This window comes from Arthrobacter sp. DNA4 (genome assembly GCF_024362385.1).
In the GTDB taxonomy this organism is placed as follows: domain Bacteria; phylum Actinomycetota; class Actinomycetes; order Actinomycetales; family Micrococcaceae; genus Arthrobacter.
The window spans coordinates 3,988,412-4,009,086 of sequence record NZ_CP101466.1; the positions used below are offsets into that span (position 1 = coordinate 3,988,412).

A 20,675-nucleotide genomic window follows, 5' to 3' on the forward strand; every position below is an offset into this window, starting at 1 on the left:
CTTTAGGTTTATCAGCGCTTTACAAGAACGGTCAAGGTCTTGACCGGTAGTAATTGGGAGAAAATGTTCTCCTGCGTTCGCCTGTCCGCCACCACCTCTTGCCCTCCCTGGCAGCGGGCGGGCCTCGCAAGGGCTGCTCGCTATTTGTGTGCGGCCGCCTGCAGCAGGGGCACTGTGCGGGTGGGCATCACTTCCACCAGGGACATGGCGGTGCTGGTGCGGACGACGCCGTCAATCGCCAGCATCGCGTTGGTAATCCGGTGCAGGTCGGCCGGGTCCCTCGCGGCCACCTTGGCCAGCAGGTCGGCATCGCCGGTCGTGGCATGCATTTCAATGATCTCCGGGATGGTCTGCAGCGCTGCCACGGCAATGTCGCTGGAGGACTGGCTGATGGAAATCGAGATGAAGGCGATCAGCGGCAGGCCAAGCGCCCCGGTCCGCACCCGCTGGCTGAAGGGTGCCAGACTGCCGTCATTGGCGAGGCGGCGGAGCCGGGCATGCACCGTATTGCGGGCCACGCCCAGCGTCCGGGAGAGGGACAGGACAGTAGCCTGCGGGTCACGGTCAAGTGTGAGGAGGATCTCTGCGTCAAGGGCGTCAATAAGATGCATAGTGAGCATTTTGCCACTGCTGGAGACAACATCTGCTGGATGTGTCCTGCTCAATCCTCCCCTGTTGCGCAGACGTCCTGAATTCACCGATCATGCTGTCCATGACCAGCACGCTTCCAGAAGCCGCCGCCCCAGAGGTCCGCGCCGCCGTCGCCCAGCTTCCCGCCTACGTGGTAAGCAAGAGCGCCCAGTCTGCCCTGACCGCGGCTCTTGCCTCGAACGAAAGCCACTTCACTCCCCTGCCGTCCGTCGTCGGCGCGATTGCCGCCGAGGCCGGCAGGATCCACCGGTACCCGAGCATGGGGGCGGTGGAAGCACGGGAGGCCATTGCCGCGCACTTCGGTGTCAGCGCTGATGAGGTTGCCGCCGGACCGGGAAGCTCCGGTGTGCTGCAGCAGATTATCTCCGCCGTCTGCTCGCACGGCGACGAGGTGGTGTACGCCTGGCGGTCCTTCGAGGCCTATCCCATCCTGGTGGCGGTGGCCGTCGCCGTTTCGGTCCCCGTGCCGCTGCTGGCAGATGAGCACCACGATCTCACGGCCATGGCTGCGGCCATTACGGAGCGCACCCGGCTGGTGATCCTGTGCTCGCCGAACAACCCCACCGGGGTGTCCATCAGCGCGGAGGCGCTGGAGGAGTTCCTCCAGTCCGTCCCCCCGCGGGTACTGGTAGTGCTGGACGAGGCGTATGTTGAGTTCCAGCGCGGCCCGGGCGTCGACTCCCTGCATTTCTACCGCCGCTACCCCAACCTCTGCATCCTGCGGACCTTCTCCAAGGCGTACGGGCTGGCTGGGCTGAGGATCGGCTACGCCATTGCCCGGCCGGAGATCGCCGAAGGCCTTCGGCGCACGGCCGTTCCTTTTGGCGTCAACAGGATGGCGCAGGCCGCCGCGGTCGCTTCGCTTGCTGCAGGGGACGAGATCCTTGAGCGCACCGAGGCGGTGGCGAAGGAACGGACCCGCGTGATCGGAGCACTTCGGGGCCTGGGCTGGGACGTCCCGGACAGCCAGGCGAACTTCTACTGGGTGCGGGCTTCGGACGACCTGCGCGTGCAACTCCTTGACGCGCTGGCCCAGGCCGACATCCTGGCACGCGGCTACGCGGTTGACGGCGTGCGCATCACCCTGGCCGATGCCGCCACCAATGACCGTGTGCTGGCTGTCCTGGCAGACCGCGGGCGGTTTGCAGCGCAGTGAGCACGTCCATAGAGGTCCATGCTGACGCAACCACTACTGCCCCGGCCACGCTCCTGGAAGAGCCGACGGCGGGACGTCCTGCGCCGCCGTCGGCCGTCCGCCATTCCGTGGTTGAGGACGTCCTGGGCATCCTGACCGGCACCTTTGCGGCGTCACTGGGCCTGTTCCTCCTCAAGTCCAGCGGCGCCGTCACCGGCGGCACCGCAGGCCTGGCGCTGTTGCTCAGCTACTCCGTTGCACTGCCGTTTGGTGTCATCTTCTTCACCGTGAACCTGCCGTTCTTCGCGCTGGCGGTCTGGAAGAAGGGGTGGAATTTCACCCTCCGCACCGGGGCGGCCATCGCCCTCGTTTCCGTGATGGCAAGCCTGCACCCTGCCGCGCTGGGGTCACTGAACCTCGACCCGGTGTACGGCGTGGTAGGCGGAAACCTGCTGGCCGGCGTCGGCCTCCTGATCCTGTTCCGGCACCAGTCCAGCCTGGGCGGCTTCAATATCCTTGCCCTGCTGCTGCAGGAGAAGCTGAACTGGCGCGCCGGATATGTGCAGATGGTGCTGGACGTTGCCATCGTGCTGGCATCGCTGGTCCTGGTGCCGCCGCTGCTGGTGGTGCTGTCCGCTGCCGGCGCCACGCTGCTGAACCTCATCCTTGCCCTGAACCACCGCCCGGGCCGCTACCTGGGTAAGTAGGTAGCCGGAACCCCGCCCTTTTATTCCCGGGAACCGGCTGAAATATCTGCAGGGGGACCGCTGTTGCCGCCACTATGACAACAATCGGAATCATTGGTGCAGGACATATTGGCAGCCAGGTCGCACGGAAGGCCGTGGAACTGGGCTACGACGTGGTCATCAGCAACTCGCGCGGGCCGGAGACGCTCCATGACCTGGTGGCTGAGCTTGGCCCGAAGGCCCGGGCTGCCACGGCAGCCGAAGCGGCAGCCGCGGGCGACTTCGCAGTGGTGACCGTCCCGCTGAAAAACTACAAGGACGTCCCGGTGGAGCCGCTGGCCGTCAAGGTTGTGATCGACACGAACAACTACTACTGGGAGCGGGACGGCAGGATCCCCGCCCTGGACAACGGCGAGGCCACCACCTCCGGGCTGCTGCAGGAGCACCTGCCGCAGTCCAAGGTGGCCAAGGGCTTCAACCACATCATGGCCGCGGACATCACCACCGACGGATCACCCGCCGGCACCCCCGACCGGCGCGCCCTGGCCACCGCCAGCGACTATCCGGAAGCAGCCGAGCTCGTGACCCGCCTCTACGACGAATTCGGTTTCGACACCGTCAATGTTGGCCCGCTCTCGGAGAGCTGGCGTGTGGAGCGGGACCGTCCGGCTTACGTGAAGCGGCAGACCGCCGCCCAGCTGAAGGACAACCTGGCCAAGGCTCCGCGCACCATCTGATCCGTCTTGCCGGATCCCCCCAGGCGATTCCGGATCCCCCAGGCCAAACTGGTAAGCAGTTCCTGCTGCTTACCAGTTTCGTTTAACGGCACTACTTCCGGGCCGGAACCAACACCACTTCGAACGGGCTGGGCGGCTGGTTGAACTGCGCATTCACGGCGGCCAGCGTATTTCCGAACAGGGCCACGGTAGTGGGGACATTGAACGAGTCGCTCTTGATCGTGCCTTCCACAACGCCGGAGGACAGGTCCCCGGACAGGTCAATGCGGGCTATCTGGTTCAGCTGGTTCTGGACCGCCCACAAGGTGCCGCCGCGCACCAGGATGCCGTCCACGAAGGGGACGCTGACGCCCTCAATGGCTGCGCTCTCCCCCGTTTCAGGGTTGACCGTGTATACCGCGCCGTCGGCTGTATGCGCCACCAGCAGGACGTTGCCGTCGTCAGCCGAGGCAATGCCGTTGAGGTTGAAGTCCGGTGTGAGGTCCGCAGCCGGGCCGCTTAGCTTCAGGGTCTTCACCGTGCCCAGTTCACCGTCTTCTCCCACCGGCAGGAAGTAGAGTTCCGCCGCGGCCGAATTGGTGAACCAGGCGCCCCCGCTGGTCAGGGTGACGTCGTTGATGAATCCCTTGGCCAGGTCAAAATCGGCCACAGGTTTGCCGGTGACGGTGTCGTAGACGAAAGCCTTGCCGGTGGTGGCGCCCGCCACGAACAACAGGTTGTGGCAGGGATCGGCCTTCATTCCGGCGGCTGCGCGCCCCTCGGGGGCGTGTATGAAGCGGGTGGCGGTGCTTTGGCGGAGGTTACCGCGGAAAATATCACCCGTGGTGAGTTCCCCTGCGTAAAAAGTCCTCCCCTCCCCCGCCGCGATGCCCTCCGCGGAGGTGGCGCCGTCGAGCACTATCTCCCCTGATCGGGGCGCGGCCGACGCCGGAACGGCTGTGGGGAGGAGCAGTGAAAGCAGGGCGACAAGTCCCGCGGCGGCACGGCGGCGTACTGTTCGGCGCATGCTGGTTCCTTAGTCTGGTTTGATGCGCGCGGGGCCCATCCGCGGAAGCTCCGCACGATTGGTACTGCCAGTTTAAGCGCCGGTATTGGGCTTGCGAAGGCATGGGGGTACCCAATCTGCTTACAATCGAAACCTCTGACCACTACCGAGGGACCCATGAAGAAATTCGCCACAGCCCTGTTTGCCGCCGGCCTCGTTGCTTCTGCTACGGCCTGCACCGCCACACACCAACTGACCACCGCTGAGACCTGCGAGCGGATCCAGGCCGTTGTGTCGAACCCCGCTAACAACGCCGACAAGACGGGCATGAACAACCTCGCCAACCAGATCCGTCCCATCCACGCCGTGGCCTCGGACGACCTCAAGCCTGCCCTGGCACAGATCCTGGCGTACACGGACGAACAGGCCAAGGAGAACCCGGACAAGGACAAGCTTGCCGATTTGCAGTCCGGCTACCAGGAGGCCGGCAGCACCTACAGCAAGTTCTGCGGCCAGGGCGCCCAGTAGTCAGCTGATCCAGCCCGGGCGTCCAATTCGCCCGGGCTGCGTCACAGCGTGGCCGGATCCGTGTTGGCACCGCAGAGGATGACGGCAACGCGCTCGTTCGTCCCCGGTACATACGCGCCGGAGGTCAACGCAGCGTAGGCTGCTGCAGCGCCGTGTTCCACCACGATCCGGTAGTCGTTCCAGAGTGCCGAGCGTGCGGCAATGATGTCAGCGTCGCTGACAAGGACGCTTTCGACGCCGCAGCGGACCGCCACTGAGAAGCCGATGTCGCCTGCGCGGCGGGCACCCAGGGAGTCGGCCGCGATACCCGATACGGCGACGTCCACCGGCTCACCGGCTGCCAGGGCGGCGTGCAGGGTCGGCGCTGTTTCCGGTTCGACGGCCACCACTTTGGCTGAGCCCTCGACGGCGGCGGCTACCCCCGCCATCAGCCCGCCGCCGCCCACTGCCACCAGGACGGTGTCCACGTCCGGCACCTGCTCCAGCAGCTCGGAGCCCACTGTTCCGGCACCGGCAGCGATTTCGGGCTGGTCATAGGCGTGGCAGTAAACCGCGCCGGTTTCCTCGGCGTGGGCCACGGCGGCCTGGTAGGCGGCCGCGTACTCCGCCCCGCCCTGCACCACGGTGGCACCGATGGCCCGCAGCTTGGCGACCTTGACGGCGGGCGCGGCTTCCGGGACAAAGACGGTGGCCGGAACCCCCAGCTGCTTCGCGGCATAGGCATTGGCCAGCCCCGCGTTTCCGCCGGATGCCACCACGACGCCGACGCCGCCCCTGAGTTCCCCGCGCTCCTTGGCGGTCAGGATGCGGTTGAGCGCGCCGCGGGCCTTGAATGTGCCCGTGTGCTGCATGAACTCGCATTTGAACCAGACCTGGCCGTCGGACAGGCCCAGGTCCGCCTCCATCACCGGCGTTCTGCGAATAAGGCCGGCTGTCCGGCGCGCGGCCTCGTCAATGTCGGTGCGGGAGATCATGCCTAGACTTCGTCGTCCCAGGTACCCGGCTCCCCCAGCGCCTCTTCCGGCTTGCTTTCCTCCGGTTTGTTGGCGCCGGCCGCGTCCCCGCCCCCAACATACGCCGCCGGAACGGTTCCGGCGGCGTGGACCTGCTGTTCCTCACGGATGTTCGCCGCGCCCGGCTGTTCGGGGTGCTGCCCGGACTGGGGTGCATTCTTGGCGGCCTCCCTGGCTTCGTCCGGATCGCCCGGGCCCCGGAGGTCTGCGGTGTTCTGGGGATCGTCGCTGGAAACGGTCATGGTCCTGCCTTTCACCTGGGAACTGCCTGTTCTGCAGTTGCCTGTTGTGGAACTGCCTGCCCGGCCGGGGAGACCCCTTCCGGGCCTCCAGCCTACGGTCTCGAGGCAGCCGACGGCGCCTTCCGGCGCGCAATTCCCAGGAGCCCGGCGCGCGATTCCCGGCAGCGTCGAATGGAATGTCATGATGCTTTCCATGGGCAAGCCGCACCCCGCGTGCTTGCCCCCGTGACCGGTGGCATGTTCAACCAGGCAGCCGCCACGAGACCGGAGCCTGCCATGACCGCTATCCAGATCATCCCGCTGGTGATCCTCGTGGCGATGTTCGTCATCGCCACCAAATGGCCGCTGAACATCGGGGTGATGGGGCTGGTGGCCTCCTTCGGCGTCGGCTATTTCATGCTGGGGATGTCGGACCGGGAGATCCTGGCGGAGTTTCCCGCCAGCATCGTCTTGACCATCATTGGCGTCACCTACTTCTTCAGCATGGCCCAGCGGAACGGCACCATCGACATCATCGTCAAGGGCTGCGTGCGGATGGTCCGGGGAAAGACCCTGCTGCTGCCGTGGGTGTTCTTCCTGATCGCCGCCGCGCTGACCTCGCTCGGCACCTTCTCCCCCGCCGCCATCGCGCTGCTCGCTCCAGCAGCGCTCGGATTCGCCTACGAATCGAGGATCCACCCCGTACTCATGGGCGCGTTCATCATCAACGGCGCCCACGCCGGCGGCTTCTCCCCGCTGTCCGTTGCCGGTGTGCTGGTGCATGACATCGCCCTGAAGAACCATTTCCCAATCGCCCAGGGCGGCCTGTTCACTGCCAGCTTCGCCGTGAACCTGATCCTCTCAGTGCTCACCATTGTCCTGTTCGCCCTGATCGGCAGGCTGCGTGACGGCACCGCGGGTCAGCACGCGGACATCGACACCTCCGCCACCGGACGCCCGCACGGACAGCAGGTCCTGACCCTGGTCCTGATCGCCGTGATGCTGGCAGCCACCCTCGGTTTCCACCTGCCCATCGGCTTTGTGGCCCTCTCCGCAGGCCTGCTCCTGGCATTCATCAACATCAAGGAGCACAAGACCTTCATCGGCGGCATTTCCTGGTCCACGGTCCTGCTGGTTGCCGGGATGATCACGTACGTCTCCCTGCTGGAGCACGTAGGGGTCATCGACACCCTTGCCGAGCAGGCCCTGGCCCTGGGTACGCCGCTGCTGATCGCGCTGGTCCTGTGTTATGTGATCGGTGTCGGCTCGGCCTTCGCTTCCTCCACCGCCCTGCTCACCGCGTTCATACCCCTGGCCGGACCCCTCCTGGCCACGAGCTCGCTCAGCGCCTCCGGAACTGTTGCCGCGCTGGCCATCGCAGCCACCGTCGTCGACGTCTCCCCCTTCTCCACTGACGGCGCACTGGTGGTGGCCAATGCCCGGGATCACGACCGGCAACGGGTCTACAAGCAGCTGACGTTCTATGCGGGCGGCGTGGTGCTGGTGGCGCCTGCCCTGGCCTGGGCGCTGCTGGTACCCACCAACATCATGTAGGTCCTGGTTCCATCCCGACCCTCCGGGCCAGCGGGCCGGGCTCGACCCGGTCCAGACCCTCTGAAGGGCCGTCATGCAGTTTCGCATCGTCCCTGCCTGTGAACTCCAGCTCATCCGGGACATTGCGCCCGCTCCCGCCGTTAAAGGATCGGCGGAGGAGGCCGGATGATCATTGTGCTGACAGGCATCGACGGATCGGGAAAGTCGACGGCGGCCCGCGCCCTGGTTTCGATGGTGCGGGCCCGCGGTGGACGGGCCTTGCTGGTGAGCAACCATGCGGGCCGGCGGGTCATGTCCCTGGCCGCGGCCAGGCTGGGAGTGCGGCTGCCGGACAGGGTGGCAGACCGAATCGAAACCCTTCTCCGGGTGGGCAACGTGCTGGTATCGCACCTGCGCGCCAGCCGCTTCGACGGCCTGGTGGTCATGGACCGCCACCTTCACTGCCAGCTGGCACTGCGGCACGCAAAAGGGCTGTCCCGGGGACGATTCCTCCCCTGGCTGTTGGCCCGGCTGCCGCAACCGGACGCCGTCTTCCATCTGGACATCGACCACGCCGAAGCGCACCGCCGCATCATTGCCCGCGGGAGGGATTCGGAGAGCCTCGCTGACCTTGCTGCCTTCCACCACGGGTACCGGGAACTGCCGGAGTACACGGGCTTTTTGCGGATAGACGCCTCCGCACCGGCCGACGAGGTCGCGGCGGAGCTGAATTCCCGGCTGGAGTTCGCGTAGACCTGAGGGCCACGCAGGACACGACGCGCAGACCGGCTCGGGCACGCAGGGAGCGGGCCCACGAAGCTGTGGCCCGGCACAGATGCGGGCCAGGACTTTGCAGTCCTGGCCCGCCTCCACGCTGCGGAGTTGCGGCTACCGCGAGGCAGTCGGGGAGGCCGACGACGAGGCGCCGCTGCCCGAGGACATCGTCGCCGAAGAGGTGGACGAGGCAGTCGACGAAGCCGAGCCACTCGGCGAGGACGTGCCCATTGAACCCGACGAACCGGTGGAGGACGGGCTGGAAGTTGCGCCCCCGCCGTCGGCCTTCTTCAACACGTCATTGATGAGGCCCTCAAGTTCCTTCTGGTCCTTGTCACCCAGGTCGGTGCCGCTCTTCGTGGCAACCACCAGCAGGCGCCCCTGCGCGGCGGAAACCTGCATCAGCTTCTGCTGGTTGTCACCGCTGCGGGTGCTGACGGTGGCGAAGGTCTTGTCCGCGTCGGTGTCCGCCTTCAGTTCCTTGCTGGACACGTCGTATTTCTGGCCCAGCGCGGAGACCGAGAACTTGGCGCACTGGTCCATCTTGCCGCTGATGTCGTTCAGTGTCTTTACGGCATCCGGGCCGTCGCTGCCGGACTGGGCCGACAGGCTGCGGGGCTGGTTACCGTCGGATAGCGCCACGGCAACGTCACCGTTTTCCACCTTGTCCAGCAGGCCCGCCGTGGCAATGTCCTTGCAGTCCTTGGGATCGACGGTTGCCGTGCTCATGAGCAGGTTGGCGATGTTTCCGCCCTGGTCAACCTGTTCCTTGGAGTACAGCTTGAGCTCGTTGCCGTCGGCGTCCTTCATCCCCGAGATGAGGTCGCGGAGCTGATCCTCCGAGTACACCTTGGCGTCAGCAGTCTGGCTGGCGGACGCCGACGCCGTCGCCGAACCCGACGGGCTGGCAGTACCACTGCCCCCTCCCGAACAGCCGGCCAACGCCAGCATCGCCGCAGCCATGACTCCAAGCGCAGAAACTTTTCGCATCAGGTTCACCCTCCGAAATAGACAGCATGCTTAGCACTTTCACTGTAAAGGTTCCCACTGGCACGGTGAAATAACGGCACGGAGGAAGTTTGCCTGATAGTGCCGCGTGCAGGATTTGTGCCGAATGCCCGCGGGGCCGTTGTGGAATAATCCGTGGCGGGAGGCGAGTGGACCGTGAACAGTGAGCTCATCCTCCGCGGGCACATTGTTTCGGCGACCCTGGATGTGCCGGACGGTGTTGTAGCGGTCGACGGCGGCGTGGTCACCTTCGCTGGGGCGGCGTCGGAATTTTCCGGGGTTCTTCCGGATCGGGCCGCGGCCCCGGGGTTTCTCCTGCCCGGCCTGGTCGACCTGCACTGTCACGGCGCACACGGCTCTGACTTCTCGGAAGGCAACCTTGACGGAGCCCGTCACGCCGCCCGCTACCTTCACAGCCGCGGCACCACTACTCTTCTGGCCAGCATCGTCACTGGGCGGCCCGGACACCTTGTCCGCAACCTTGCCGTTCTTCGGGGGCTGGCTGGTGAGGGGCTTATTGCCGGTTCGCATCTCGAGGGTCCATTCCTCTCAACGGAGCAGTGCGGTGCCCATGACACTGCGCTGCTGTTGGATCCCGATCCGGGTCTGGTGTCCGGATTCCTTGGTGCTGCCGGGGAATCAATGGTCTCCATGACCCTGGCGGCCGAGCTTTCCGGAGCGTTCGAACTTGTGGATCTCCTCGCGGCGCGCGGCATCATCCCGTCCTTGGGACACACGGCTGCGGATCATCCGACGGCGGCGGCTTTCCTTAAGGGCGCAGCGGGCGGTTTGGCCGCTGCCGGGCATTCCACGGGACGGCGGCGGCCGACGGTCACCCACCTGTTCAACGCCATGCCTCCACTGCACCATCGCTCCCCCGGACCAGTCGCGGCGGCCCTCAGCGCGGCACGGGCGGGAGAAGCCGTGGTGGAGCTGATAGCCGACGGAGTGCACCTGGCGCCTGAAACGGTGAAGCTGGTCTTCGATCTCGTAGGTGCGGCCAATATCGCCCTCGTTACCGACTCGATGGCTGCAACCGGCCTGGATGACGGCCGGTACCGGCTGGGCTCCCTTTCCGTCACGGTGGACCAAGGCGTGGCGCGGGTGGACGACACTGGTGCCATTGCGGGTGGTACCAGCACGCTGCTGGAGGTCGTCCGGACTACTGTGGCAGCGGGTGTTTCCCTGCGCGACGCCGTAACCTCGGCGTCAGCTGTTCCCGCGTCCGTGCTGGGGCTTTCGTCGCTGGCCGGGGACCTGCATCCCGGCATGCTGGCGGACGTCGTGGTGCTTGACCAGGATTTGAAGCTGGCCCGCGTGCTGCGCAAAGGCGCGTGGGTAACCCCCTCGGGCTAACCGCTAACGCCTGCTGTGCCGGCCTGGCTTCGGGTGCCCTTTGAATGTCGGACCCCCGTTGGATGATGTTCGTATGGGAATCGACGGTGGTGCTGGGGTGGCGTTGGAGGGTGTCCGTGCCTCTGTTGCTGCCCTGGACGCCCTGGACGCCCTGGAGAAAGAGGACGCTTTCCTGGCTTCCGGGGCTCATACTTGTGCCGGTGTGGATGCGTTGCAGCGGCGGTATGAGATCCGGCTGGAACGCCTGGAGCTTTTCGCTCGGCTGGAGGCGCAGCTCGGTGCGGTGAAGGCACGGGACGCCGTTGAGGCAGTGGAGTTCCAGCAGGCGATGACGCCGCCGGGCGCCTCGATCGAGGACCGCACGTACGCGGACATGTCGGTGGTGGAGGAGATCGCGGGAGTCCTGACCATCAGCTCCGCGGCGGCAGGGGCGTTGGTGGAGCAGTCACGGCGGATCTGTTCCCTGCCGTTGGCTTTCGAAGCCCTGGCCTCGGGCGTGATGTCGTGGCAGCACGCCCGCATCATTGCCGACGAAACCGAAGGCCTCACCTCCGAGGGTGCGCTGAAGCTGGTGGCGCACTTCTTCGACCCGGCTGCGCCGAACCCCGCCCGCGGCGCGGCCCCCGGAGAGCTCGTTCCGTCCCGGTTCCGGGCCAAGGTCCGTGGGTGGCGGGAACGCCACCATCCGGAATCGATCGAGAAACGGCACGCCAAGGGGGTGGCTGACCGGCGGATGGAATACACCCCGGACAAGGACGGCATGGCCTGGGTCTCCCTCTACCTCCCTGGCGATACCGCCTGCGCCATCTGGAACCGGACCACCGCGACCGCCCGCGGCCTGCAGGGACCGGACGAAGAGCGCACCCTCACCCAACTCCGCCCCGACATCGCCGCCTCCCTGCTCCTCGGCGCTGGAACTGCCATTGAACTCAGCGAAGTCCCCACCCCGCGGGCCGACGTCCTGGTCACCGTGCCCGTGCTCGCCCTCCTCGGCCAAACCGACGAACCCGCAGTGTTGGATGGTTTCGGCCCGATCCCGGCATCCATGGCACGGAAACTGGTCGCGGACGGGGCTGACTCGTTCTACCGGGTCCTCGTCGACCCCCGCAACGGGGCAGCACTGGAAATCGGCCGCACACGTTACCGGCTCACCGAAACCATCAAACGCTGGATCAGGATGCGCGATGCCAAGTGCACCTTTCCGGGCTGCACCAACCGCACCCCCGACAACGACACCGACCACCTCACCGCCTGGGAACACGGCGGCACCACCAACGTCAGCAACCTGGCCCAGCTCTGCCCCAAACACCACCGGCTCAAGCACCACAGCCCATGGACACCCGACCCCGCAACCGAAAACAATCCGCCCGGCTGGACCTCACCAACAGGCAGGCACTACAAACCCGAACACCAGGACGCAGAACCAACCCACTGGCCACCGGAAAGCTGGCCGGGATGGCCACAGTCGCCTATGCCAATGGAGCGAAGCCTCCTGGAGGAAGCCCTGTTGGAGCGCCTTGCCGTGTAGGAACTCTGCAGGAACTGCAGTGCGCCTTGCCGTGTAGGAACTGCCGGGTGGGAACTCTGCAGTTCCCGCATAGTAAGAACTGCAAGACGGGACTGCAGGGCAGGAACAGGGTTAGAAACCGCAGAGCGCCTGATGCTTGCTTGGCCCATCCCGGACAGCCCACGGGCCGGCTACGCAGCCTCGGGGGATCCCGCAGCGCGGCCGCGAAGCTTCATCCGTTGCGTGCGCTCCTTCATTGTGAGAGCCCGCAGCCGCGGAACGGCTCCAAGAGCAAGTGGCTGCCCATGGCCCGGTGCCAGCAACCGGGGGCCCAGTCCTGCGAGGCGTGTGATGGAGTCCATGGACTGTTCCCAGTTCCACGTGGTGTACCTGGGTGGCCCGGACAGGTCCGGTACGCCTGACAGGATGCCGCGGATGGAATTCAAACCCACCGTCACCACCGCATCCCCGGTAATCAGAACCCCATCGCCCGCGCGCCAATAGGCAACATGTCCGGGGGTATGGCCGGGTGTGGGGATGGCCGCCCATCCTTGCAGCCCTGGTATTCCTCCATCGCGGGGCAGGCTTTGGGCCACGTCGGTAATATCACCGGACGCCTCGATCCTGCGGCGGGCGCGGGCGGGCAAGGACCACAGGAGCGGGGCGATGATCCAGCGGTCCAGCGGCATTGAAAACTCGGGGATGTATTTTCCGGCGGCCATGGGCAGCTCTGCTTGGTGGACGTACACCGGCACCTCCCACCTCCGGGCCAGGGCACCGGCAGCGCCGGAGTGGTCCGGATGGATGTGCGTCAACAGGATGGCATCAGGCGTTTTGCCATTCCCCAACTCTTGCTCCACAGCGTGCCGGACCGGCTCCGCGCTGCCGGCCCAGCCACAGTCCACCATCGCCCAGGTGGTACCCGAGCGCACCAGGTAGAGGTTTGCGGCCATCGGACCTGCACCGGAGGTCATCAACAGCACGCCGGAAGCAATCTCCCGCGGTTCGGTGATGCGCGTCATCGGTCCTTCACACCACCGGGTGGCGAATCAGCGTGCGCAGCTTGTCAGGTGCGCTCCGGCGGGGGTCGCCAAGGTAGATTTCGTGGTGCCTGCCGCGGACCTTCAGCCCGGCCTCCACCACCGCCGCGTCGAGGAGGGCGATTGTGGCACCTTCGTCAGCGTAAGGACCGACATGGAGCGTTTGGGCGCAGCGGCCCTCTTTCCAGCGCTCGAACTGGAGCAGGTCAAGTGCCGGACGTTCCTTGGCCCGGGACTCCTCCCTGGCCCGCTCCAGCAGGGCTTTGTCGATTGGTTCGGGCTGAACCATCATGGCCTGCCATCGCCATGATTCGCGGTCGACTCCCGAGAGGCCGCCGAAGCCTGCTGTTACGGCCTCGTCGGGGTCAACGTGCCCAGCCTCGTCGAACCACCACAGTGCTTCCAGGGGCATTACTTTCGTAATCAAACCAACCTGCTTCTTGAGCCCGAAGTGCGCGGCGTAGCTGACCGTAAAGAGCGCCTGAACTGCCTCCGCGAATGCAGGCCCGTCTGGGTCCCCCTTGCCCCGGACCATGGCGAAGAGCAGCGGAGGAACGTCGATGAAATCGACGAATCCCTTCCGCCCTTTGTAGAGGACCGCGATGTCCTCGCGAAGATCGCTCACCGCGCCTGGACTCACCTCGCCTGGATTCCCCTTGACCTCGCCATGCACCCAGTTTTTCGCCGCCCCTGCCAACCCAAAAGGGCCGAACGGCCCTTCTAGCCATCAGCCCCCGGCAGGCGCACCTCCACGAGTTCACCGGTCACCCGCGTTTCGAAAAGTGGCTGCCGCGAAGTTGCCGGGCCGGCTTTCACTTCACCGGTGCGCAGTGAGAACGTGCTCCGGTGCCAGGGGCAGACGACGCACGGGTCGCCGTCGTTGTCCTTGATCTTGCCTTCGTGAAGCGGACCGGAGAGGTGGCTGCAGACGTCGGAGAGTACGTTAACCGTCCCGCCCTCACGGTGCACCAGCAAGGGGATGCCGGCCACTTCGCGCTTGTGCAGCCCGCCCTCGGGAAGGTCCGCCAACGGTGCCAGCGAATGCCAGCCGGACGGGAAGCGGTGCGGGATTTCCTCGCTGTGGTTCACGCCCGCAGCCTGGCGGTACGAAAGGTGGCCGCCCAGGAAGCCGCCGGCGCTGACGGTGGCCAGCCCAAGATACGCAAGCACCTTGCCGCTTCCCTGGCTGCCAGTTGACCTCTGCACCAGTGACGCGATGTAGAGGCCCGTGGCGGTGACGTTGGCCGCGGCGTGCACCAGGCCCACCCTCTGCTGCTGCGGATGCAGCTGGGACCAATCGGTGAACCCGGCCAGCGCAGACGGAATCACGCTGGCAGTACCCACACCAATAAGCAGCCGGGCAGCTTTTTCTCCGCCCGGGACCGCATCGAGTACTCCTGCGGAGAGCCAGGCACCGATGGGCACCTGGACAGCAAGGGGATGCACCGGGTGGCCGATGGGAACGCCGTGGAGGACATCACGGGCCCAGCGCGGTTTGATGACCTTCAGGACGGCTTTCCGGACGCTCTTGGCCAGTGGGTCAAGCCACTCGGCATCCTCGAAACGAGTGACAAGCTCAAGTGCGGGCAACGGTTTCATGTGTCCTCCCTTACCCCGATTACCGCAATCCACTCACTGCTAATTACCTGTCCTGGGAGGAGGTATTTCGCTTTGGCCGCAGCTCAGCGGAGGGGCGACCCCAGCACCGTGAACCGGTGGCCTCCCATTTCACCGGACAGCAGCGGCATCGCCTCGGCAATCGCGGCCCGCGTGCTGTCCAACTGCAGTGATGCCTGGTGCGCCTCGGCAGATTCCCACAGTTCCGAGACGAACACCGTGTCCGGCATGTCGGCATTGATTCCCACCTCATACAGCAGGCACCCGGATTCCTTCATCCCGGGTTTCGGCCGGAGCAGGATGGCTACCAGGGCCTCGCGCCGGCCGGGCTTGGTTCCCAACATTCCCACATTCGCAAAGGTCATAGGGACAGTCTGCAGCCTGCGGCGGACGCCGGAAAGGGGCTCAAACGGTAAGCACCGGCACAAGCGGCGCCCAGCTCCAATGGGAGGGCGGAACTCTTGAAGGAAACCCGTCAAGCAGGGTGCGGTTGCCCCTAGCGCAGTCAAACAAAGCGGAGGATATTTTAAAAACCGGGTTCAGCAAACATAAGGATCCGGAGTCGAAGCCACCCGCACTGCGGGGCGCGCTGTTTGAAACGGGACGGGCAGGCTCCTGCCACCAATTATTGAAATGTGCTCAATTCCGGCGGCTTAAGGCTGCCCGCAAAGGTGAATCGCATCCTTTGAGGAGCAACAAGATATGTCCAACACTCGAATTAAGAGGCCAACCCGGGCAAGGTTGGCCATGGTTCCGGTCCTCTCACTGGGTCTGTTCGGAGGCTTCCTCGCGCTGGCCGCACCCGCCAACGCGGAAACAAGCCGCAACGGCTGTACCGTCGACCCGAAGGATCCCAAGGATCTCCGAGGCAACAAGGTCGATTTCAGGATCAAAGTGGACTGCAACGGCGAAAAGACCGTCGAGATCCGCCAGCTGCGCTACGAAGACGACCCCGGTCCGCGCAGCAGCGACGACTTTCTCGGCCGCTCAGTATTCACCGAGCAGTTTGATCGCCACGACGGTGCAAGGACCATTTCCAGCATTGACCGTGTGCCCAACCTCGACCGCAGGGGCGAAGAAGAGGTCTACCAGCTGGTCTCATTCCGCGTGCAGAACCACGGCGGACACTGGTCCGACTGGACCCCATGGGAGAAGAGCGCCGTAGTGGAAGTTCACCGCGACGGGAAGTAGAACTCTTCCCCTCAGCGAGGAGCCAGGGGCAGTGCCCCTGGCTCCTTCCCGTTATAGCTCGTCGGTTTCAGTCTGCAGCGCCCAGGCTTCCGGCATGGACGACGGCGCCACTCGCCGTCGTATCTTCCTTCAGCATCCAGCCCACCCGCTTGACCGTCCGCAGCATCACCGCACTCTCCACAATGTCGATGCCGGGCACCTTCTGCTGCAGCGCCAATTCAGCCGACATGACGTCCGCCAGCGTGTGCAGCCACATGATGATCACGAAGTTGGTGGGTCCGGTGGTGGAGGCGCTCAGCCGCACGTTGCTGATGGTGCGGATCTCCGCCGCGGCTGCCTCGTGCTGGTAAGCCGGTACGTTCACGAACCACTGGCAGGTCACCGGGAACGATGAGTAGCGCTGCGCGATTTCGCAGCGGAACGACAGGATGCCGCTGGCCAGAACACGGTTCAGCTGGCGCTGCACGGTGGCGGGATGGCGGCCAAGGGCACGGGCAATCTGGGCAGCTGTGGCACGGCCATCCCGGGCCAGGAACGGCAGCAGGTCAAGGTGGCTTTGCGGAAGCTGCCCGGCCACCTGCGCCGGCTCCGGGCTTGCCTGCGGTGCGAGGGTCCGCAGGGTGGCCAGCTGGGAACGGCTCAGGACATTCAACCGCCAATCGTCGCCGCTGCTGTGCAGCCGGGTGCACAGGGCCACCTGGTACTTGGTCAGGCCGTCGATGGTTTTCAGGTGCGAAACCACCCGGTCACTGAATTCCTCCAGCGAGCGGGTGATCACAGTCAGCATCAGGTCGCGGTTGCTGGCCGCCTCCTCCACCGTAACGATCTCCGGTACAGCGGCCAGCTGCGCCGTGACGCTGTCCCTCCGGTTCATTTCGCAGTCAACGGCCACATACGCCAGGAGCATCTGCTTGGGGTCACCCGCCAGGTGCGCCGTCACCCACGCAGCGCCCTGTGAGGCCAGCCTGTCCCAGCGGGCCGCGAGGGTAGTTGCATGGACGTCCAGCACCTTGGCGGCGTCAGCCCAGCCAAGCCTCGGCGCAGCCTGCAGCACCTGGATCAGGGCAAGGTCATCCTCGCTGAGCTCCACCCACGCCTCCTTTGCCTTGCATGAATCCTGACATCATCACGCACTTCCAGAATAATTCGAGTGCTTTTCAAGAATGTGAACCACGCCACTTCAGAATAGTTCCCAAGCCCCGATACCCATTGCCAAGGAGTAACACGTGACCATAACCGCCGACGCCAAGGACCTGCAGGATGACCTGGTCCGCCTGCGCCATGACCTGCACCGGCAGCCGGAAATCGGGCTCCACCTTCCGCGTACCCAGGAGAAGGTTTTGGAGGCGCTGGACGGTCTCCCCTTCGAGATCACCCTTGGCAAAGAGACGACGTCCGTCACCGCCGTCCTGCGTGGTGCCAATCCTGGTCCCGCGGTGCAGCGTCCCGCGGTCCTCCTCCGCGCAGACATGGACGGGCTGCCCGTCCAGGAAAAGACCGGAGTCGACTTCACGTCGCAGGCCGACGGCGCCATGCACGCCTGCGGCCACGACCTGCACACCTCCATGCTCGCCGGAGCCGCCACCCTCCTGGCCGAGAAGCGGCACCAACTCCAGGGCGACGTCGTCCTCATGTTCCAGCCTGGCGAGGAAGGCTGTGACGGTGCCAGCTATATGCTCCGGGAGGGCGTGTTGGACGCTGCCGGCCCCCGCGTCCAGGCCGCCTACGGCATGCATGTGTTTTCCTCACTGGAGCCGCACGGCACCTTTTGCACCAAGCCCGGCGTCATGCTCAGCGCGTCGGACGGCCTGGAAGTAACGGTGCTCGGCGCCGACGGCCATGGTTCGGCACCGCACTCCGCGAAGGATCCGGTCACAGTGGCCGCAGAAATGGTGACAGCCCTGCAGGTCATGGTCACCCGCCAGTTCAACATGTTCGATCCCGTAGTCCTGTCCGTGGGTGTGCTGCATGCCGGGACCAAGCGGAACATCATTCCGGAGTCGGCCCGCATCGAGGCAACCATCCGGACGTTTTCCGAAGCGTCGCGCCTGAAGATGATGGACGCCGTGCCCCGCCTGCTCAAGGGGATCGCCGCCGCACACGGGGTGGAGGTCGCCGTCGACTACCTGCAGGAATACCCGCTCACCATCACCAACGAAGACGAAACACACACCGCCGAAAAAGTGATCACCGAGCTTTTCGGCGAGCGCCGCCTCTCGCGCTGGGCCACCCCGCTCAGCGGCTCGGAGGACTTCTCCCGCGTGCTGGCCGAGGTACCCGGCACGTTTGTGGGCCTCAGCGCCGTGTCCCCCGGGGGCGACCCCGATGCATCGCCGTTCAACCACTCCCCGTATGCCACGTTCGATGACGCCGTGCTGGCGGACGGGGCCGCACTCTACGCGGAACTCGCCATCTCGCGGTTGGCCACGCTGTCGCGGACCGCCTAAGTTCCCCATCCCGTCACCGGCAGCAGCGCCGCTGCCCTTTCCCGCAGACCAACCGACCAGGAAGAAGACCATGTCCGTTGCAGTAACCAAGCCCCAGACTGGACGCATGTCCACCGCAAAGACCATCATCGGCACCGGCATCGGCAACGCCGTTGAGTGGTACGACTGGGCCATCTACGCCACCTTCACCCCGTTCATTGCCAGCCAGCTGTTCAGCAAGGCGGACCCGGCGTCCGCGGTGTTGTCCACCCTGGCGATCTTTGCGGTCGGCTTCGTGGCCCGGCCTTTCGGCGGCTTCCTCTTCGGCTGGATCGGCGACCGGGTGGGCCGGAAGACCTCGATGACCTTCGCCGTCGGCCTCGCCTCGCTGGGCAGCCTGCTGATCGGCATCGCCCCCACGTTCGCCAGCGTCGGGGCTTTCGCCTCGCTCATGCTGCTGGTGGCCCGCCTGGTGCAGGGCCTGGCACACGGCGGCGAGCTGCCGTCGTCGCAGACGTACCTGTCCGAGATGGCACCCAAGGAACACCGCGGCTTCTGGGCCACCCTCATCTACACCTCAGGGACTGTGGGCATCCTCTTCGGAACACTGCTGGGCGCCGTCCTGAACATGGCGTTGAGCACCGAGGCGATGAATGCCTGGGGCTGGCGCATCCCCTTCCTGATCGGTGCCGCCATGGGCCTGTACGCGTTGATCATGCGGTCGCGCCTGCACGAGACCGAGGCATTCCAGGACGAGGCCGTCACCACCAAGCGCGCTCCCATCTGGCCGCAGATTGTCCGCTACCGCAAGCAGGCCATGCAGGTCATCGGACTGACCGTGGGCCTCACGGTGATCTACTACATCTGGGGCGTCGTGGCGCCAAGTTACGCCACCACCGCGCTGAAGATCGACCGTGGCGAGGCACTGTGGGCCGGCGTGATTGCCAACATCGTCTTCATCGCCGCACTGCCGGTATGGGGAAAGCTGTCCGACCGTATCGGCCGCAAGAAGGTCCTGTGGGCCGGCGCGATCAGCTCCGCGGTGCTGCACTTCCCCATGACCTGGCTGCTGAAAGACTCCGCCTGGCAGCTGGCCGTGAGCATGTCCGTGATGCTGGTCTTCGTGGCCGCGAGCGCCGCCATTGTTCCGGCCGTGTACGCCGAGCTGTTCCCCACCTCCATCCGCACCGTGGGCGTCGGCGTCCCCTACTCCATCTGCGTGGCTGTGTTCGGCGGCACCGCACCGTACCTGCAGCAGTGGCTGGGTTCCTCGCTCGGGGCGCCGCAGGTGTTCAACATCTACGCAGTGCTGCTCCTCGTGGTCAGCGCAGCCTTCGTGTTCACGATTCCCGAAACCAAGGGCAAGGACCTGACCCACTAGCCCTCCGGCAACACAAGGAAGGTCCCTGGCACACCGAGCCGTGCCGGAACCTTCCTGTGGTGCGTTAATGGGCGCCGGTCTTCAGTGCCTCACGCACGGCCGCTTCGGCGCCCGCTTTCCAGGGCTCACCGTGACCGGGCAGGAGCGTGGTGGCTCCTGTGGCGGCGACGGCGGCCAGCGATGCCAGCGCCTGCCCGGTGTCCTTGGTGGCCGCGGACGCGACGATCTGCGGCCCAGCCTTCCCCGTGTAGGGGTCCAGAGTCACCAGGGCATCTCCGGTCAGGAGGACACCGCGGTCCGGCAGGTGCAGGATGCAGTGCCCGTCGGTGTGGCCCGGAGTATGTACGACGTCGGGACGGCCCGTTAGCGCGTCCGCCACTCCAGTGCCCAGCGGCTGAGTGTCGGAGACACCTTTGACGGCCAGGGCACCCGCCGCCGCCATGCTGCCGAGGCGCGGCAGGGACCTGGGGTGGGTGAAGGGATAGAGGAAGCGGTTGCGCTGCGGCTTGTAGCGGTAGGGGTGGGCCGCGAGACGTGCGTCCCCCGCATGGACCAGCACGGGAATTCCCCACTGCCGGTGGGCACGGAGCGCGAAGCCGACGTGGTCAAAGTGGCCGTGGGTGAGGACCAGCGCTTTGACATCCTGGGGCCGCCGGTTCCGCTCCTCCAGGAGCTGCGTCAGCATCGGCCACATGCTCGGCAGGCCCGCGTCCACGAGGGTCACGCCGTGGTCGTCCTCAACCACGTAGCAGTTGACGTTGGCGTGGGTTATCAGGTGGACGCCGTCTGCGACGTTGGGGACGATCATGCCGGAACTCCGTTCGCGTGGGCAAAGAACTTTCGTTGCTGCACGAAAGGTGCTGCACCAAAGGAAAGTACCCAGCAA

22 protein-coding genes are annotated in these 20,675 nt (G+C 65.7%); 11 read left to right on the plus strand and 11 right to left on the minus strand.

What is annotated here, in order from left to right; genetic code table 11:
* Positions 1-140 precede the first annotated feature (140 nt).
* On the minus strand, positions 141-620 hold the full coding sequence (locus NMQ03_RS18470) for an Lrp/AsnC family transcriptional regulator (protein WP_255173396.1): 480 nt from the start codon (positions 618-620) through the stop codon (positions 141-143).
* A gap of 83 nt (positions 621-703) precedes the next feature.
* Here NMQ03_RS18470 and hisC point away from each other — a divergent pair, with 83 nt between their 5' ends.
* The 3 genes from hisC to NMQ03_RS18485 all read left to right on the plus strand — a co-directional run bounded on the left by hisC (position 704) and on the right by NMQ03_RS18485 (position 3,209).
* Positions 704-1,807 (plus strand): histidinol-phosphate transaminase, encoded by a 1,104-nt coding sequence (hisC, locus tag NMQ03_RS18475; protein ID WP_255173397.1) that lies wholly within the window; start codon positions 704-706, stop codon positions 1,805-1,807.
* 53 nt (positions 1,808-1,860) lie between these two features.
* Positions 1,861-2,493 carry a YitT family protein gene (locus NMQ03_RS18480; protein ID WP_255175669.1) on the plus strand — a complete coding sequence of 211 codons (633 nt, stop codon included), beginning with the start codon at positions 1,861-1,863 and terminating at the stop codon, positions 2,491-2,493.
* 74 nt (positions 2,494-2,567) lie between these two features.
* A complete protein-coding gene (locus NMQ03_RS18485) occupies positions 2,568-3,209 on the plus strand; it encodes an NADPH-dependent F420 reductase (RefSeq protein ID WP_255173398.1) in 642 nt (213 codons plus the stop codon).
* 91 nt (positions 3,210-3,300) lie between these two features.
* Here NMQ03_RS18485 and NMQ03_RS18490 read toward each other — a convergent pair whose 3' ends face one another.
* Entirely contained in the window at positions 3,301-4,215 is a 915-nt protein-coding gene (locus NMQ03_RS18490; RefSeq protein ID WP_255173399.1) for a hypothetical protein, read from the minus strand.
* A 156-nt stretch (positions 4,216-4,371) separates the two neighbouring features.
* On the opposite strand from NMQ03_RS18490, the gene NMQ03_RS18495 reads away from it, so the two are divergent.
* The gene (locus NMQ03_RS18495; RefSeq protein ID WP_255173400.1) at positions 4,372-4,722 is read left to right on the plus strand and encodes a hypothetical protein; all 351 of its coding nucleotides are present in this window, start codon (positions 4,372-4,374) and stop codon (positions 4,720-4,722) included.
* 41 nt (positions 4,723-4,763) lie between these two features.
* On the opposite strand, the gene NMQ03_RS18500 is transcribed toward NMQ03_RS18495, so the two are convergent.
* The gene (locus NMQ03_RS18500; protein WP_255173401.1) at positions 4,764-5,696 is read right to left on the minus strand and encodes a threonine/serine dehydratase; all 933 of its coding nucleotides are present in this window, start codon (positions 5,694-5,696) and stop codon (positions 4,764-4,766) included.
* Between the two features lie 2 nt (positions 5,697-5,698).
* On the minus strand, positions 5,699-5,977 hold the full coding sequence (locus NMQ03_RS18505; protein ID WP_255173402.1) for a hypothetical protein: 279 nt from the start codon (positions 5,975-5,977) through the stop codon (positions 5,699-5,701).
* A gap of 276 nt (positions 5,978-6,253) precedes the next feature.
* Here NMQ03_RS18505 and NMQ03_RS18510 point away from each other — a divergent pair, with 276 nt between their 5' ends.
* Both NMQ03_RS18510 and NMQ03_RS18515 read left to right on the plus strand, forming a co-directional pair.
* Positions 6,254-7,510: an SLC13 family permease gene (locus NMQ03_RS18510; protein ID WP_255173403.1), complete on the plus strand. Its 1,257-nt coding sequence runs from the start codon at positions 6,254-6,256 to the stop codon at positions 7,508-7,510.
* A 165-nt stretch (positions 7,511-7,675) separates the two neighbouring features.
* Entirely contained in the window at positions 7,676-8,242 is a 567-nt protein-coding gene (locus tag NMQ03_RS18515) for an AAA family ATPase (protein WP_255173404.1), read from the plus strand.
* 135 nt (positions 8,243-8,377) lie between these two features.
* Here the strand turns inward: NMQ03_RS18515 and NMQ03_RS18520 are convergent, their stop codons facing one another.
* Positions 8,378-9,253 (minus strand): hypothetical protein, encoded by an 876-nt coding sequence (locus NMQ03_RS18520; protein WP_255173405.1) that lies wholly within the window; start codon positions 9,251-9,253, stop codon positions 8,378-8,380.
* Between the two features lie 174 nt (positions 9,254-9,427).
* On the opposite strand from NMQ03_RS18520, the gene NMQ03_RS18525 reads away from it, so the two are divergent.
* On the plus strand, positions 9,428-10,627 hold the full coding sequence (locus tag NMQ03_RS18525) for an N-acetylglucosamine-6-phosphate deacetylase (protein WP_255173406.1): 1,200 nt from the start codon (positions 9,428-9,430) through the stop codon (positions 10,625-10,627).
* Between the two features lie 73 nt (positions 10,628-10,700).
* Positions 10,701-12,155: an HNH endonuclease signature motif containing protein gene (locus NMQ03_RS18530; RefSeq protein ID WP_255173407.1), complete on the plus strand. Its 1,455-nt coding sequence runs from the start codon at positions 10,701-10,703 to the stop codon at positions 12,153-12,155.
* 170 nt (positions 12,156-12,325) lie between these two features.
* Here the strand turns inward: NMQ03_RS18530 and NMQ03_RS18535 are convergent, their stop codons facing one another.
* The 4 genes from NMQ03_RS18535 to NMQ03_RS18550 all read right to left on the minus strand — a co-directional run bounded on the left by NMQ03_RS18535 (position 12,326) and on the right by NMQ03_RS18550 (position 15,156).
* Positions 12,326-13,156, minus strand: a complete 831-nt coding sequence (locus NMQ03_RS18535; protein WP_255173408.1) for an MBL fold metallo-hydrolase — start codon at positions 13,154-13,156, stop codon at positions 12,326-12,328.
* Positions 13,157-13,163: 7 nt separating this feature from the next.
* Positions 13,164-13,799: a GyrI-like domain-containing protein gene (locus NMQ03_RS18540; protein WP_255173409.1), complete on the minus strand. Its 636-nt coding sequence runs from the start codon at positions 13,797-13,799 to the stop codon at positions 13,164-13,166.
* A 95-nt stretch (positions 13,800-13,894) separates the two neighbouring features.
* A complete protein-coding gene (locus NMQ03_RS18545; protein ID WP_255173410.1) occupies positions 13,895-14,773 on the minus strand; it encodes a Rieske 2Fe-2S domain-containing protein in 879 nt (292 codons plus the stop codon).
* Between the two features lie 83 nt (positions 14,774-14,856).
* The gene (locus tag NMQ03_RS18550; protein WP_255173411.1) at positions 14,857-15,156 is read right to left on the minus strand and encodes a putative quinol monooxygenase; all 300 of its coding nucleotides are present in this window, start codon (positions 15,154-15,156) and stop codon (positions 14,857-14,859) included.
* 382 nt (positions 15,157-15,538) lie between these two features.
* Here NMQ03_RS18550 and NMQ03_RS18555 point away from each other — a divergent pair, with 382 nt between their 5' ends.
* Positions 15,539-15,982 carry a hypothetical protein gene (locus NMQ03_RS18555; RefSeq protein ID WP_255173412.1) on the plus strand — a complete coding sequence of 148 codons (444 nt, stop codon included), beginning with the start codon at positions 15,539-15,541 and terminating at the stop codon, positions 15,980-15,982.
* A 67-nt stretch (positions 15,983-16,049) separates the two neighbouring features.
* Here the strand turns inward: NMQ03_RS18555 and NMQ03_RS18560 are convergent, their stop codons facing one another.
* Positions 16,050-17,072: an Lrp/AsnC family transcriptional regulator gene (locus tag NMQ03_RS18560; RefSeq protein ID WP_255173413.1), complete on the minus strand. Its 1,023-nt coding sequence runs from the start codon at positions 17,070-17,072 to the stop codon at positions 16,050-16,052.
* A gap of 136 nt (positions 17,073-17,208) precedes the next feature.
* Between NMQ03_RS18560 and NMQ03_RS18565 the strand changes: the two genes are divergently transcribed.
* Both NMQ03_RS18565 and NMQ03_RS18570 read left to right on the plus strand, forming a co-directional pair.
* Positions 17,209-18,429, plus strand: coding sequence for a M20 family metallopeptidase (locus NMQ03_RS18565; protein ID WP_255173414.1), 1,221 nt, complete (start codon positions 17,209-17,211; stop codon positions 18,427-18,429).
* 70 nt (positions 18,430-18,499) lie between these two features.
* Positions 18,500-19,789, plus strand: coding sequence for an MFS transporter (locus NMQ03_RS18570; protein ID WP_255173415.1), 1,290 nt, complete (start codon positions 18,500-18,502; stop codon positions 19,787-19,789).
* 64 nt (positions 19,790-19,853) lie between these two features.
* Here the strand turns inward: NMQ03_RS18570 and NMQ03_RS18575 are convergent, their stop codons facing one another.
* Entirely contained in the window at positions 19,854-20,597 is a 744-nt protein-coding gene (locus NMQ03_RS18575) for an MBL fold metallo-hydrolase (protein WP_255173416.1), read from the minus strand.
* Between the last annotated feature and the right edge of the window lie 78 nt (positions 20,598-20,675).